This window comes from Homoserinimonas sp. A447 (genome assembly GCF_054489325.1).
Genome location: NZ_JBTMWW010000001.1, coordinates 1,357,455 through 1,371,688, shown reverse-complemented (window position 1 = coordinate 1,371,688; position 14,234 = coordinate 1,357,455). Strand labels below are relative to the sequence as shown.

Sequence of the window (14,234 nt, the reverse complement as noted above, 5' to 3'; positions counted from 1 at the left end):
GCGGCGCAGGCAGCAAACGACGGGGGAATCGTACCGCGGAGCGCTGGCCCCGGACGTTTGAGATGTTCTCGGCGCCACCACGGAAGCGGCTCTATCCGCGCAGTATTGGGGCCGCCGCCTATGCCGGCACCGCAGGCATCAAATGGGCCGCATGGTAGGCCTCAATGCGAGTGGTTCTCGCGGCGAGGAAATCGAGCTGCGCTTCTCTGAAGGCGACATACTCGTCGAAGGTTGCGGGCAGCGGCGGCTTTTCGTAGCCATCGAACGGAAGGTAGAAGCGGACCGCCCCTTGGTGGCTGACCAGGTCGTCGAGAAGAAAGAACTGCACGTAGCCCTTGAAGGTCTCGAACAGTGTGAAGAAGTCGCCGTGCCGAGCCAGCACGTCGGCCAATGGCGAAGCCACACCCAAGTAGTGACGACGGATCGCTTCGAGGGTGAGATCGAAGCGGTCCCGAATTGCTCTGCTCATTCCTCGCTCTTGATTGATTGTCCGCTTCCCAGCCACTTGAAGGCTCGGGAACAATAACCGAGCACCGATCGAGCTCCGATGCCACGCACTATTGACCTCCGCTGGCATCTGCTCGTAAAAGGAGTTGAGGGGTCCTTTGTTGGAGTTCAGGATCGTGTCGCTCGACAGTTCGAAGGCACCCAAGTCCGATTCATGTCGGAGCACTCGGTCCAGGCCGGAGGTCTTCTCCGACAGAGTAAACATCGCACCCGTTGGAAGTGGTTTGCTGAACAAGAGCCTCTGGTACCGCTGCAACGTAGGGCTGCGCCGGTCTGGATCCAGCTTGCAGTTTGGCTCCGTCTTGAAATCGAACGAAGTATCAATCGGGCGGATGCTCATGGCGGTAACCCTAGCTGCGGGGTACGTCATTGACGTGGTGACGAGCCGCTTCGGGTCTTCTAATCATGTCGCTACACGAAGTGGAATTGGGCTGGGAGACGATCCATCGCCGTGCCAAGTGTCAGTACCTTTCGATCACCAACTTGACGAGAAGCTTTGTGCCCGGACGTGGAGTACGGGAACGTGTTCGTTGACGCGTTCAGTTGCCGTGGCACCGCGTCTCACCCGCCGGGTGCGAGGCGGGTACCAGCCTTCACCTGATCGAGAATCTGAACAACACGTTCGATGAAGGCGTCGGCGATCTTCTCCTCGCTGTCAGTCCAAGTCAGGCCGAGCGGCTCTATGGTGGAATCCTTGTAGGTGAGTCCACGTCGGTCATAGACGTAGATCATCGGGCGGGACGGGTCGGCTGAGAACTTGAGCTCGACAGTCCAATCTGCGGCTTGAAAGTGGTATGCATTCCAGGTTTCTTCTCGGATGCCACCGTGCGCTTCCCATCCGGTCTCCAGGCCCAGCGCTTCGAGACGATCGGCGATCAGAGGTTCGATCCGCTTCCTTCGATCGCGAATGAGGCGGCCGATACTGCTGCGCGCTTCCTCGAACGCGGTGATCGCGAGCCTGTGTTCTTCGAGGATGCGCCGCCACTCATCGAGCCGCTGTGCTTCATCTTCAAGGTCTGTCATTTCTGTCTCCCCGTGTCGGGCTTCGATGAACTGCTGTAGGAGGTCAAGGCTGCGCCGCTGGTCCCGATCTCCGGGGCTCATCAGGAACTCGACCAACTCTGGTGCACGCTTGATCTCAGCGCTTAGCTCGGCGTATGTAACAGCCCTAGACAAGTAGTTCTTCTGTGCTGGGTCGATGTGCTCTCGCGCTTCGGGGGCGAGCACCGCCACAAGTACTGTGTCGAAACCGTCGTTTCGGGCAAACTCCGCGTACTTCCTCAGAGGGTTATTCAGCACGTGGCCGATCTTGTTCTCCAGTACGAGCGCAATCCCCAGATCCGGGTTCGCCGCGTACACGTCGATGAAATCGACCTGTGCGGCGATCTCCCACGCGTCAGAGCCTTCCGCGTCCTTTGCGATCAGCCTCTTGCTGCTGTGACCGCCAGGGTCAATGCTTGGTGCTCCGTCGAGGAGGCGCAGAAGAGCGTCTATGACGAGGGATCCGAGGCCATGGCGCTCAGTGGGGTCAAGGAAGAACTGCATTGTCATATCGACACGGGTCTCCCGCCACCCCTCACGGAGGATGTCGTACACATTGACCGGCCGCGGGACACTCCGTGCTGGCGACAACGAAACCTCAAGGAACGACAAGTCGAGCGTCATAACGCCCACCGTACTGGACGTGCCAAGAGCGGCGCGGAGTGGTGAGGCGAGACTCTTGTATTCTCGGCCTTATGGTGGACATTTTCAGGTTCGACGACTCCGACATCGATCGGTACGCGACTTGCCTCAGCAGCACGGTCGCTGCGGTTCGAGCCGGATCATTGAAGGATGCTACCGGTGCGCTTGAGCCGATTGCCGGTGAGATCTGGATGGGAAATCTGAGGGTGCTCGGTGCCCAGCCGGGCAGGGAAGTGGTCGCTGGCACTCGGTTGCGGAACGAGACGCTCCGCGCTCAGGTTTTTGTTCGCGATCGGTTTCGGTGCACAGCCTGCGGCGGGCGGGCAGTCCCGCGGTGCATCTTGGTCGCAATTCACGACCTGTTTCCCGAGCAGCTGCCCTACGACATTCACTACAAGCGTGGCCATATCCACCCAGTGTTCTGGGCGATGGCTCCGGAAGCCGACCACGTCGTCGCGCACAGCCGAGGCGGTCTGAACGTGCTTGAAAACCTCACAACGCTTCACGCTGCCTGCAATACGCGGAAATCGGACGGCGAAGTTCAGCGGCCGTCACCTCTTCGCCGACACGATGATGGCTGGGACGGTCTTGTTTCTTCGTACCCCGCGCTCATCGCTGCTGGTGCCGGAGATGCCCGCCATAGGTATCACCGCGACTGGTCGCGGCGGTACGTGAAGGCGTGGGAAGAGCATTCCGTCTCTACGGAGTAGGTCACTTCGCGACCGATGCTTTCGACAAACATCTGGGTCCCGGGGAGGATCAAGTCTCTCTAGAAGTGGTCTCTGAGGTCGATTTCTCGGAGGAGGCCCTCTCGGTTGTCTTGCGACTCAGCATCGAGCCAATCGAGCCAGTAACACCAAAAGCGGCACCCTTGACCGCGGCGCTGGCATTCTCGGCAGCAACCACTGCCCGCTGTATATCCGGGATACCATCCCCGTCAATATCGACCGCGCGCAACGCTTCTGTAGCCCGATCGAAGGTTTCGACTCCAACTCGCCCGGCGGCAGAGACTCCTACCGATGCCGTAGCAAGAGCCTTATTACGCACCTCAGCAACGGCCTGACCCCAGCGCTTTGCGACCTTGGGCTCGTGACCTAGCTCAAGCCCAAGCCGTCCACGAAAATCGAGTACGCCGACCACGACTTGGTTGCTCGACTTTACCGCGGCGGGGGAATCGAACGGGTTGAGAAGCACCGCAGCGTTCGCGCGCTGGACGGTCTCGTTCATCTGGGAGAGAATGCGCGCCGTGCTGCGAGCAATGAGTTCAAGACGATTCTGGCGGGCCCTGCTCAAACCGAGTCGGTGGGTTTCCAGGTCATCAGGTGTGGCATCGAGCACCCGATCAAGTTCGAGTATCGAGACGCCGTCCTGGAGCAGAACCGTGCGGGCGAGGACTCCAAGCCATTCGTGAATCCTCGGCTCGGCCTCCTCGGTCGCCTTTGCGATCTCACCGAGGTCGGCTTTCTTCTTGAGTTCTTCGGCGATCGTGTCGAGCTGGCGAAGCGCGTATGCCTGCGTGCGCGCGAGTGTCATCCCAGTCGCTTGAACCTTCGACCAGGTGACTTCAGAGACCCGACCGACGTGGTCACGGACCGTCAGGGCGTCGTCGATGATCAGGTCGACCCCGATCATGTCTGCCAGCACGGCGTCTTTCTGATTCCGCAGGATGTCGTCGACCTTCTCATTGATCTCCTGGAGATACTCGACGATCTCATCCATCTGCTGCTGCATCGCGCGTTGCTGCATCATCGTGGAAAGCGCTGTTAGGGCAAACGGTCCACTAAGCAATATGGACGGGGCTTGCACGATCTGGAGCCACTGCTTGATATCGCCGGGATCGCCGATCATTGCGTGACTGACGCCCGGGGACTTGGTTGGCATCAACCCGTATTTCTTGACGGCCTCGGCGGATCTAGCGGTCAGTTTCACCCAACGTCCTGAATTCGCTGCGATATTCGCGCCGACTTGGACGGCCGTCGCGCCTGTGCCAGAGAATGACCAGAGCCGATGAAGATCAATTTCCCGCGTCGGAGCCTGGTCCAGTCCTGTCGATAGCAAGAACCGTTCGACGTCGGCTGAAGCGCCAAGAGCCACGAGACCGTCGCCGTCGCTCACCAATTCGATCTCGTTGCCCATTCATCGCTCCAGTCGCTCGTGGGTTCTCTCTCACCTTAGGGCCCACGTCGTCGCCGTCGCCTGCGCATGGTCCTCAACTGATCTGTTGGACGTCGTCTCGGGTGTCTCTTGGTGACTTGACCAAAGAGGGCCATCCTCGCCACCCCTTATATGTAGGAGCAGATACCCCGCTTCGGCCTTGTGGCGATATCGCTTGGAACGAGGCGGCGCAACATGCCGGCACGAATCAGCGTGTCCGCGGCCCGCTCGCGGGTAGCGGCAACTCGACTGACGATGTCTTTCTGGATCTACAACTAGCCCACCTTGGCTGAAGGCTTTGCTATCCCGACGCCTCATAGCGCCTCGATACCGGTTGGAACCGATCCGGCTCGAAACCGCCTGTCAACCGGAAGACTTTCAAGCCTGCCGCTTTCAAGCACTGGTCTGCGGGATGCCTTATAGGTGTCACACCACGAATGGGATGCCCGATCCTGTGCTGCGCGCGAGTGGAGGGGGCGAGATGGGGCGCTGCGGGCGTTTACCCTGCGAACTCAAACTCGATGGTGATCTCGGGATCGATGCTCTTGATGATTCCGGAGTAGAACACTTGGGCCTGCTCTTTCAGCGCTGCTTCGTTTTGGGTGATGTATTTCTGCTTGTTCTCGTCGCTGAGAATGTTGTTGATGATGCGAGTTTGAACCGCTGGCGGTGCCAGCCAGCTGAGCGGGTTGTTGCTCTCTATGGGGTCCTCGAACACGGGATCGTCGTAGCCGATGCCAATAAATTCAGGGATAGTCACCCTAAACGACCCTGGTCCGGTTGGGTTGATCTTCACCTGTGACCCATCGATGCCTAGCTTTGCGTCGAACTTGTACTGGATCAGCGTCGTTTTTTCGCTCGCGGGCACGGCGATGCCGAAAATCTCTCCATTGTTTTCGTGCCTATCGACACCCTGGATGTGAAGGCTGAGCAGGGCAACCTCTTGCTGGCGTGTGACGGACTGAATCACCTGCGAATCTCGTTCGTTCGAGCTGCTGGAGAACAGCGAGCCAAGAGCGAGGGCGTTGAATCCACCGAACGTGAAGGCTGCGCCCATTCCTGCGACAACCAGCACGATGACCAGCAGGAGAGGCCAGAGCAGAACCCTTGCTTTGAAAAACGTCATGACGATTCAGTCTCCAGTTTGTTCGACGTCGAAACGCCCTCGGAATTCTGCGGTGTGGAACGGCCGCAATAGATCGCAGCGTCAAGTCCCCTCGAACCATATAGGTAAGCAAGAACTACCAGAGTCTGGCGCGCCCCGCCGACATTGAGTCGGCTGCGAGCCGACGCCCACCGAACAAGAGAGAGGGGCGATGTCCACCGTGACGCTCTAACGCTGTCGACGGACATGCCGACATCGCTATCGGATTCGCCGGTGCAATTAAATAGGTCGAATAGCCCGGGGTGACTCCGATGAAGTCTCTGCTACGAGCTGGAAGCTTGCTCGTTGAAGAGAGTGGTGGCGGCTAGCGTGGGGACATGAACGAGTACCGCCGCGCCTCGGCCTCGATATTGGTCGTCATTATCGTACTTTCTGTCAGTGCATCAGTCGGTTGGTTAGGACCGGCGTGATGCTATGGACACGCCCGGATGCTTGGGGTCGATGAGGTCGGCGTATTCAGGGTTGCGCTCGATGAAGGTGCGCACAATTGGACACATGATGGTGACCGTCTTTCCTTGCACGCGAACATCGTCCAGGACGCGTCGGATCAGTTCGGTGGCGATGCCCTGTTTGCGGAAATGGGGAAACACCGAGGTGTCCAGCAGTACGAGTCGGTCGTCGTCGGCAACGTTGTAGGTCAGCCCACCGATCTGGGCGTCGCCGACGATTGCCTCGTAGCTGCTGGTTTTCTCGTCCTTCACAACGTAGAAGTCGAATGCGGGGGCATGTGGATCATCGATCAACTCGTCGATGAGGACTATCTGGTCCTGAGTGAGAGTGCCTTTACCGTCTGGGTATCCGGCCTCGTCGGGGTATTCGAAGGTGTACCGGGTCGGTTCTGTTGGGCTGTTCATAAAGTGTCCCTACGTTGATTTCATGTCCGGAATACGCGCGTCAAGGACGAACGCGGATGATCGTCTTCCCTACGCGGCGCTCGGTGGGGTTGAGGGCGGCGACGGCGTCGTCGAGGGCCGAGACAGTGCCGACGTTTGTGCGCAGTCTTCCGTCCCGCACCCGCTGGACGATCTCACCCAGTTGTCCACGATCAGACTCGACAACGAAGTCGACCGCCAGGCCGTCGGCAGGCCGCGCCTCGGGTGGTCCGATGACTGTCACCAGTGTGCCTCCAGCTCGAATAAGGCCCGCGGACTGCTTCTGGATGTCACCACCGATCACGTCGAATACCAGATCGACTCCACCGACGTCCTTGAGCTCGTCGTTGGCGAGGTCGACGAACTCGTGGGCGCCGAAGTCGAGTGCTTTTTGCCGGTCGGGGCCGCGCCCGGTGCCGATGATGTAGGCGCCAGCCTCGCGGGCGAGCTGCGTCACCATCGATCCGACTGCGCCGGCCGCGCCGTGTGCGAGGACGGTCTGCCCGGGCTGAAGGCGGCCGTGGACGAACAACCCCTGCCACGCGGTCAGACCCGAGATGGGCAGACTCGCGCCCACCGTGAAGTCGACATCACCCGGTAGCGGCGCGAGGTTGCGTGCCTCGATCGCCACACGCTCCGCCAGGGTGCCGTTGCGATGCCAGTCTGAGAGACCGAACACCCGCTGCCCCACAGACAACCCCGTCGTGCCATAGCCGAGCGCGGTCACCACACCAGCCAACTCGTGCCCGATGATTGACGGTGTTCGATCACGGCCGGCGCGATCGGTCCAGGTCGAGGGCCACTCGACCTCAGTGGGGACGAACCCCGATGCATGAATCTCGACAATGACGTCGTTTATCGCTGCCGACGGCTCAGGGCGCTCCACCAGCGCCATCCCGGCCGCTCCCGCGGCCTTATCCATAACCACAATTGCCTTCATCAGACACCTCCAGGTTTCAGTCCTGCCTGCACGGCATTTAGGTTTGCAGATCGTTAGCGACCCCAGGCCGCAGGGTCTTACCGCGCGGATGGGGAAGAGTTGTAGTCAAGTGCCTCCTCGGGGCGATGCGGCGTTGCGAGTACAGCGTGCCCTGGAGTGTTGGACATGTCTGCGCCATTGCTTCGCGGCGCGAAGTAGTTGTGATCAACGGCGCAGGCACATAGAAATGAGCGCTGACGAACGGGCTCTCAGAGTAGCTCCGGGTGGTCAGCTAGGTCACTGACTAGTTCGAGTACGTCGTCCGGTATAAGCTGCCCGATTGCTCCGCAGGAATAGACGCTGATTATGACGTTTCCAGACGGGCCGAGCACGAACCCGGTCGACTGCAGGAAGGGAGGGTCGAGGCTGACGAATGCACCCGTTGTCTCCGAAATTTCCATTGCATCGGCACCGTGACCGATGGCATAGGTCAAACCGTACATACCAATCAGTTCTCTCGTAGTGTTCTCGTCATCTGCTGACAGTGCAACTACCTTGATACCTGCTCTTGCGAGACGGACAGCGGATCGTTGGAATGCACGCAGTTGCTCAACGCAGTAGCGGCACCACGATCCGCGATAGAACAGCACCACACCGAAGCTGCCAGCGAAGGCATCAGGAAGGGCAAGTGTCTGTCCACCTGGCTGCTTTATCGTGAGAGTTGGGAATGGGTCCCCCGGGTTGAGCAACGGCATCAGTGTCTCCTTACGGGTTGTGCGAACTTAATCAGGACGCGGCCGATGATTTGAATTGGCGCGATTTCCTATGCTTCAGTGGGCCGAAGGGCACTGTGATTGCTACGTGTATCTTGACCGTGCCCTACTTGGTCTTGGTTGGATGTTCACGTCAGTCCAGGTCGTCCTGATCAAGGACGATGTGAACCGCTGCTTCTTCCGCTGATGCAGCGCCTCCGTCAATGCCGACGTCATTCGCCCAGTAGTCCGCGGCCGGGTCGAAGCTGGCCGGTGCAGCCCAGGCTAGACGGCCAGCTCGGACCGAACCCACCTGGTCATCGATGACCTCCCCGTCCGTGTCAGTGGTGTCTCCGATGCCATCTCCGATGATCTCTTCTGTCTCCTCGGGGATCTCGCGGGCGAGGCGGGCGGATAGAGGCTCGTGGGACCGCGCCTCGCGCGGTGTGAACCCCCAGGAGAGTTCGGCTGGGCGCCAATCCAACGGTGAGTATCCCGCTTCGTCTATATCGTCGCCGAGTTCATCGGTGTCGAGGCTCTCGTCGGGTGGAAGTAAGCCGTAGTCATCGGCCGGATTCTCGAAGCCGTTGCCATCATCGGTGTTAGTCATGTCCGTTCGCCTCTCATTTCCGTTTGTTGAAGCGTTAGCGGCGCCAGAGCACGAGGTCTTACAAAGTTGATCGGACGGGTTGTGGTACCTGTGGCCCGGGGAGGACGAACGCGATTGAGGTCCTTTGGTAAGACGGGGCGAAAGGTCGACGCTCACTAAGTGGGCGCAGGTGACATCTGCTGTGCCTTTCCTCTTCGGACCGCATGGTGCGCCATGCGGCTTGGGTGAGGGCGTGCTCCATACCCCGTGAAAGGAACCGTCAAGCATGAGAGCTGGTTTTGTTGGCAAGACGGCACTTATCACCGGTGCTGGCCGGGGCATCGGCGCGGCGATTGCGACTGAGCTGGCCAAGGCTGGAGCTGATGTGATTCTTCTCGCCCGCACCCCAGACCAGCTCGACGAGATCGCTAACACCATCAGGGCGAGTGCACCTCTTGTTAAAGTTCGCGTAGTAACTGCCGATCTGGCCGACGACACGAAACGCGCCACCGCCATCGACGACTTGCTGGCCGGCGGCCCAGTTGATGTTCTGATCAACAATGCAGCCACTGTCGAACCTCTCGGCGACAGTGGCACAATCAGCCCAAACCAGCTACGTCAGGCGTTTGAGCTCAATGTGATCGCTCCCGCAGCGCTTACTGCTGCACTCGCCCCACGGATGGCGCAGGCTGGGTGGGGTCGCATCGTTAACGTCTCGTCAAGCGTCGTCCGTCACCCTGGCTCAATGATCGGTGGCAATACTTACGCAGCGACGAAAGCTGCTCTCGAAATCCATAGTCGTAATCTCGCCGCCGAACTCGACGGGACGGGTGTGACGGTCAACGTCTACCGGCCAGGGGGCGTCGACACCGCCATGCAGGGCTGGATCCGCAAGCAGGATCCCGAACGCATCGGTGCCGGCCTGCGCGACCGCTTTGTCAGCAGGTACGACTCCGGTGGGCTGATCGCCGCGCAGGACTCCGCCCACGCCCTGCTCAGCCATCTCCTTGGCGCGGACGCCCTTCAGACGGGCGCCATCTGGGACCTCGGTGACACCGTCACCCCGTAGAAGAAACGCTTCATCCGGCTGTTCGGGCGCTTCCGGCCGCCGGGCAGACGAACGATTAGGAGGCAGCATGGCAGACAACGCTGAGGGCATGGTCACCCTGACCGGCCTGGATCAAGACGGTGCAGACACGGATCCGTCGGCACCGACGACGCCCGATATGGAAGGCCTGATCATCACCGAAAACAGCGAGGTCGGTATCTACGAGGCCACATTGAAAGGTGTGACCGTCGCTGGGGTCGTTTACAGCAAGACGGGTAGCCACATCACCCTGCTGGCGACATCGGTGTTCCCCGAGTTTCGAGGTAGGGGGATCGCTGCAAGGCTCCTCGGCGGCGTCCTTGACAGGCTGCGGGCGCAAGGGGAGAGCGTAACTATCACCTGTCCGTTTGCAGCAGCATTCGTCAGCGCCCATCCCGAGTATGCCGACTTTCGCGATTCGGCCATCCCGGGCAACACCACTGCGAGGCGGAAACATTGACCGCATACGCCCGATTTCACGCCCACAATTTGTGACGAAAACTATATGACCGCCGCATCGAGGAGAAGAACACCATGACAACCGTCGAACTCACGGATGACAACTTCGAGACCACCATCAACGACAACGACATCGTTCTCGTTGATTTTTGGGCCACGTGGTGTGGCCCTTGCCATCAGTTCGCCCCAATCTTCGAGCGATCTGCAGAAGACAATCCCGACGTCGTCCACGGCAAGCTCGACACCGAGGCCGCGCAGCGCATTGCGGCGGCCGCAGGGATCACTGCGATTCCGACTCTGATGGCGTTCCGTGAGGGTATCCTCGTCTTCAACCAGGCGGGCGCACTGCCGGCCCCGGCTCTCGCACAGGTCGTAGAGTCCGTCAGAAACCTCGACATGCGCGAGGTCCGCACAGAGATCGCAGCACAAAACGATAAGCCTGCGTCAGAGCGCTGATGCACTCGAGAGAAGATGCGCTTCCTTTCACAGCTCGAGCCTGATTCACGGTGAGGATGGAAGACATGGACCGATCTCGGGATCAAGAGCTTGACACGCTGATACGGGCTATCCCGGAGGGGTGGTCCCGTGTGCGCATAGCGGGCCGGAGCTGGGGGTTAACGCGTGTCACTCGTGCAGGGGGCAACGTAATCTCGGTGGATGCGGAACGCCTGGGCGACAGCGAACAGCTTGGGGCAAACGTTTGGTTCACGTCTGAGGGCGCAACTCTCAGGCCCTGTGAGGTGCCGGCGGAAAAGGTTATGCAGTTTCTACGCGCTGCGGCGACAACATTCTCAGCATGAGCGAACTCGGGCTTCCCGCTTCGTCCCGGCAGCGGCATAGCACCGGGGAGCATCGGCGTGCCAGGTATCTAGCGTCTGGACGATGCCGTCACGTGCGACCCGGGCATATAAGACAAACATCGTTGCTGTGAGATCTCCCACTGTAGATATAACGCATGAGATTGTGAGTGAGAGGCAATAAGCATGGACGAAGTGCGCTTCGAAAACACGCGATTTGATCCCGATGTGACTGGATTTCACGCGATTGCGCAAGAAATGGCCGCGGCAGTTGGCTATACGGCGACGCTTTCTGTGGACGCTGGGTTGGCGCAGTTGCTGCGGCTTCGTGTCGCTCAGCTGAATCCGTGCTCGTACTGCTTGATCTTGCATACCGACGCTGCGCTGGACATGGGTCTTATTCCGGCAAAGATCGCTCACCTTGCGAGCTGGCGAGAGAGCACTATGTTCGCTGAGGACGAGGTTGCGGCTCTCGCATACACGGAGGCGCTCACAGTTTTCGACCTGTCCGCTTTCGCTGAACATCACGAGCGACTCGCCCGACTATTTGACGAAAACGCTGTCGCTGAAATCGCTGCTGTGGTTATCAACATGAATGTCTGGACTCGGCTGAAACTTGCGCAAGGGGCAGTGCCGGTACTGGACGAAGTAAGGCCGAACGACGCGGACCGGAGCGGTCGGTGACGGACCTCAACGATCCGCAGAGCTGTCACCACCCGGTTCTACCCTTTCGGCAGGGCGCGTTAAGCTCTGCTGATTGCGAAGAGTCCCGCTATGCCAACTGCGTAAAGGATAAGGACGAGTAGCGAGTCGATTCCCATGCCGAAGACTTTCCGGCGGGGACGAAACGCGATCCCCAGCAGGTAGACGAGTGTGAGCAAAATGGCGAGCGCGGTGAGGTAGATATCGGTGCCCTGCGCCGCGGGCAGGACAGCCTTCCCTGAGATAACGGTCGCGAGGAGGAATAGCACTGGTAGGAACGCGTTTCCGCCGAAGATGTCGCTGACAGCTAGTTTGTAGTCGCCCATCTTAACTGCGGCAAGCCCAGTCGAGATCTCGGGAAGGGACGTGGCAAGAGCCAGCACAGTGGCTCCGAAGAGGATGCCGGAAAGCCCCATCTGGTCGGCCATGGCACTTCCGCTGCGTTCGAGCGCGATGCCTGCTACGAGGGTGACGAGTGCCGCGGCGGTGAAGATGGCGACTGCCTTGGTGGTGCTGGTCCGGGTTGAGGTTGCGATTTCTTCCCGCATCGCACGGCTGTGGCCCATCGGTTCAGGCTGGGAGTCCGGGGCCTGGCCGTCGTCGTGCCATGACATGCCTTTCCCGGCGCGGTTCACCAGCAGGAGACCGATAACCCAGATCGCTGCAATGAGAACGGTGTCCGGGGTGAGACGGAAGAGTATGAGGTCGGCCGGCATCTGGCTGCCTGCGATGACGACGGCAAGGATCGCGATCACCATCGCTGCTTCGACAATGATCGATAGCGACCCGGCTCGATAGCTCAGCGATTTAGCGCCCCGTACCCCGATCAGGTCAATAAGTGCCAGCTCTGCCGTCTGGATGGCGATGCCGCCGAGGATGTTGCCGACAGCGATCGAGAGATCTCCTTGGATTGCGGCACTGACGGTGATTGCCACCTCGGGAAGATTCGTGGTGATGGCGAGAAGGATCAGGCCGCCGAATGCCGCACCGAGATGTAAACGTTCGGCAAGAACGTCGGCGTAGCGGCTAAGTTGAACGCCGGCGCCCCAGATTGCGCCGGCAGCAATGGCGAAGATCAGGACAAGGAGCCAAAACGGAAGCAACAACATCCGCTTTTCACCCTTTCACTTTCCGAATGAGGTGGCCGGGCTCGGCTGCCTCGCAGCGAGCGGGCAACCCAGGTGGCTGGGCCGCCCGCGGATGGTCACGGTTGAAGAGTCCCGCCGCGTTCAAGTGTCTGCACATCCCAGTAGAGGCATGCCACCAACGTTCCCGCCGGGCAATGCGGAGCAGGGTCGGTGTCCGACGCCGACGCCACCCGAGCAAACTCGCCACGGGCCTTGGCGAGCAGGGCCTGAAACTCGTTGTCGCTCACCACGCAACCCACTGCGCTCAGCCACTCCCGCAGCAGTGGCTCCACATCGCCGTGATGAACTTTTGAGTCCGCCCACACCCGCTGGACAATGCCGGCGATTTGATCCTCGCGAGGTGCACCCAGAGCCCTGTCCATCACGGGAAATGTCTGTACTTTCTTCTGCTTCACGTTCGTTGCACCAGCTTCCTATTTGTACTCTCAGTGTTGGATCTCGTCGTCGCCGCGCTCAAGGGAGTCGAGGACTTGCAGCCAACGCAGGCCCCGCATATTGAGCAGTTTCCGTCCGGCGCGTTCGACGATGACGATGAGGACGTCGTCGCAGTTGCGGCAGCGGGCGACGAAACCCATTGGCTGGCCATACACCAAGGCTTGACCCAGCGTTGCGATATCACCACAGGACTGACATTGGCCCTGCGTCGTCGTCGGCTCGAAGACGAAGAGTTCGGTGATCGGGCCAGCGAGAACATTGCCATCGAGGTGATCCATCAGGTTCCTCCGAAGCGTTCGGTGCGGATGGTGTCCGGTGCATGCCCGAGGCTGATGAGGGCGCGGGAGACTGTTTCAACGAAACCGGTTGGGCCGCAAACGTAGGTAAGCGGTGCTTGTTCCGGTGGCAGCGTCTCGCCCCTCAGGTCTTCAGCTGTGAGCCGTCCGGCTGATCGAGACCATCCCGGCGGAACGGTGCGGGTGTAGTGCCAGGTCGTCCGAGCGGTAGCGGAGGGCTGGGAGAGTTCATCACGGAAAAACGCGTCATCGGCTGTGCGGAGCGAATAGAGCAGCTGCATCGGCACGGGGCTGGAGGCGTTGGCGTGTGTGCGGATCATCGCGACGAATGGGACAACACCGGAGCCGCCGGCGATCAGTTGGATGGGAGGGGTCTGTTCCGGCCGCCATACAAACCATCCACCGAGTGGGCCCCGGAGCTCGACCGTGTCACCGAGTTCGAGGTCATTGACGAGGAACGGGGAGACCTCACCATCCGGTAGTCGGTCGACTGCCAATTCGATCTCCTCACCCGGGCCAGCGCTAGCGATGGAGTAAGACCGGACAGCCTGATACCCGTCCGGTGAGGTGAGCCGGACATCGACATGCTGCCCGGCATCGTTACCTGGCCAGCTGGGCACAGCGAAGGTGATGCTCCGCGCCGAGGCGGTTAGCGAGTTTGCGCGCACG

General features: G+C 60.2%; 17 protein-coding genes. 5 read left to right on the top strand and 12 right to left on the bottom strand.

Going from position 1 to position 14,234, the window contains the following annotated elements; genetic code table 11:
• Positions 1–118 precede the first annotated feature (118 nt).
• The gene (locus tag ACX3O0_RS06695; RefSeq protein ID WP_459091737.1) at positions 119–847 is read right to left on the bottom strand and encodes a DUF6994 family protein; all 729 of its coding nucleotides are present in this window, start codon (positions 845–847) and stop codon (positions 119–121) included.
• Between the two features lie 221 nt (positions 848–1,068).
• Entirely contained in the window at positions 1,069–2,172 is a 1,104-nt protein-coding gene (locus ACX3O0_RS06690) for a PD-(D/E)XK nuclease family protein (RefSeq protein ID WP_459091739.1), read from the bottom strand.
• Between the two features lie 71 nt (positions 2,173–2,243).
• Here ACX3O0_RS06690 and ACX3O0_RS06685 point away from each other — a divergent pair, with 71 nt between their 5' ends.
• Positions 2,244–2,900 (top strand): HNH endonuclease, encoded by a 657-nt coding sequence (locus ACX3O0_RS06685; protein ID WP_459108454.1) that lies wholly within the window; start codon positions 2,244–2,246, stop codon positions 2,898–2,900.
• A 49-nt stretch (positions 2,901–2,949) separates the two neighbouring features.
• Here the strand turns inward: ACX3O0_RS06685 and ACX3O0_RS06680 are convergent, their stop codons facing one another.
• The 6 genes from ACX3O0_RS06680 to ACX3O0_RS06655 form a co-directional block, all read right to left on the bottom strand.
• Entirely contained in the window at positions 2,950–4,326 is a 1,377-nt protein-coding gene (locus ACX3O0_RS06680) for a hypothetical protein (RefSeq protein WP_459091743.1), read from the bottom strand.
• Positions 4,327–4,843: 517 nt separating this feature from the next.
• Positions 4,844–5,470, bottom strand: coding sequence for a hypothetical protein (locus ACX3O0_RS06675; protein WP_459091745.1), 627 nt, complete (start codon positions 5,468–5,470; stop codon positions 4,844–4,846).
• 434 nt (positions 5,471–5,904) lie between these two features.
• On the bottom strand, positions 5,905–6,363 hold the full coding sequence (locus ACX3O0_RS06670) for a GNAT family N-acetyltransferase (RefSeq protein ID WP_459107207.1): 459 nt from the start codon (positions 6,361–6,363) through the stop codon (positions 5,905–5,907).
• A gap of 40 nt (positions 6,364–6,403) precedes the next feature.
• On the bottom strand, positions 6,404–7,321 hold the full coding sequence (locus tag ACX3O0_RS06665) for an NADP-dependent oxidoreductase (RefSeq protein WP_459107206.1): 918 nt from the start codon (positions 7,319–7,321) through the stop codon (positions 6,404–6,406).
• A 248-nt stretch (positions 7,322–7,569) separates the two neighbouring features.
• Positions 7,570–8,055, bottom strand: coding sequence for a redoxin domain-containing protein (locus tag ACX3O0_RS06660; RefSeq protein ID WP_459091773.1), 486 nt, complete (start codon positions 8,053–8,055; stop codon positions 7,570–7,572).
• A 151-nt stretch (positions 8,056–8,206) separates the two neighbouring features.
• Complete coding sequence (locus ACX3O0_RS06655) at positions 8,207–8,662, bottom strand: DUF5709 domain-containing protein (protein ID WP_459091775.1); 456 nt, start codon at positions 8,660–8,662, stop codon at positions 8,207–8,209.
• 265 nt (positions 8,663–8,927) lie between these two features.
• On the opposite strand from ACX3O0_RS06655, the gene ACX3O0_RS06650 reads away from it, so the two are divergent.
• The 4 genes from ACX3O0_RS06650 to ACX3O0_RS06635 all read left to right on the top strand — a co-directional run bounded on the left by ACX3O0_RS06650 (position 8,928) and on the right by ACX3O0_RS06635 (position 11,668).
• Positions 8,928–9,710, top strand: coding sequence for an SDR family NAD(P)-dependent oxidoreductase (locus ACX3O0_RS06650; protein ID WP_459107205.1), 783 nt, complete (start codon positions 8,928–8,930; stop codon positions 9,708–9,710).
• A 67-nt stretch (positions 9,711–9,777) separates the two neighbouring features.
• Positions 9,778–10,188 carry a GNAT family N-acetyltransferase gene (locus ACX3O0_RS06645; protein WP_459107204.1) on the top strand — a complete coding sequence of 137 codons (411 nt, stop codon included), beginning with the start codon at positions 9,778–9,780 and terminating at the stop codon, positions 10,186–10,188.
• A 74-nt stretch (positions 10,189–10,262) separates the two neighbouring features.
• Positions 10,263–10,643, top strand: a complete 381-nt coding sequence (gene trxA / locus ACX3O0_RS06640; RefSeq protein ID WP_459091781.1) for a thioredoxin — start codon at positions 10,263–10,265, stop codon at positions 10,641–10,643.
• Between the two features lie 527 nt (positions 10,644–11,170).
• Positions 11,171–11,668 carry a carboxymuconolactone decarboxylase family protein gene (locus ACX3O0_RS06635; protein WP_459107203.1) on the top strand — a complete coding sequence of 166 codons (498 nt, stop codon included), beginning with the start codon at positions 11,171–11,173 and terminating at the stop codon, positions 11,666–11,668.
• Positions 11,669–11,727: 59 nt separating this feature from the next.
• Here ACX3O0_RS06635 and ACX3O0_RS06630 read toward each other — a convergent pair whose 3' ends face one another.
• From ACX3O0_RS06630 to ACX3O0_RS06615, 4 genes are all read right to left on the bottom strand, one after another.
• Positions 11,728–12,795 (bottom strand): sodium:calcium antiporter, encoded by a 1,068-nt coding sequence (locus ACX3O0_RS06630; protein ID WP_459091783.1) that lies wholly within the window; start codon positions 12,793–12,795, stop codon positions 11,728–11,730.
• Positions 12,796–12,890: 95 nt separating this feature from the next.
• On the bottom strand, positions 12,891–13,229 hold the full coding sequence (locus tag ACX3O0_RS06625) for a hypothetical protein (protein ID WP_459107202.1): 339 nt from the start codon (positions 13,227–13,229) through the stop codon (positions 12,891–12,893).
• A gap of 30 nt (positions 13,230–13,259) precedes the next feature.
• Positions 13,260–13,547, bottom strand: coding sequence for a DUF6510 family protein (locus tag ACX3O0_RS06620; protein ID WP_459091787.1), 288 nt, complete (start codon positions 13,545–13,547; stop codon positions 13,260–13,262).
• Complete coding sequence (locus ACX3O0_RS06615; protein ID WP_459108453.1) at positions 13,547–14,233, bottom strand: ferredoxin reductase; 687 nt, start codon at positions 14,231–14,233, stop codon at positions 13,547–13,549. The genes ACX3O0_RS06620 and ACX3O0_RS06615 overlap by 1 nt, the downstream gene beginning before the upstream one ends.
• Between the last annotated feature and the right edge of the window lies 1 nt (position 14,234).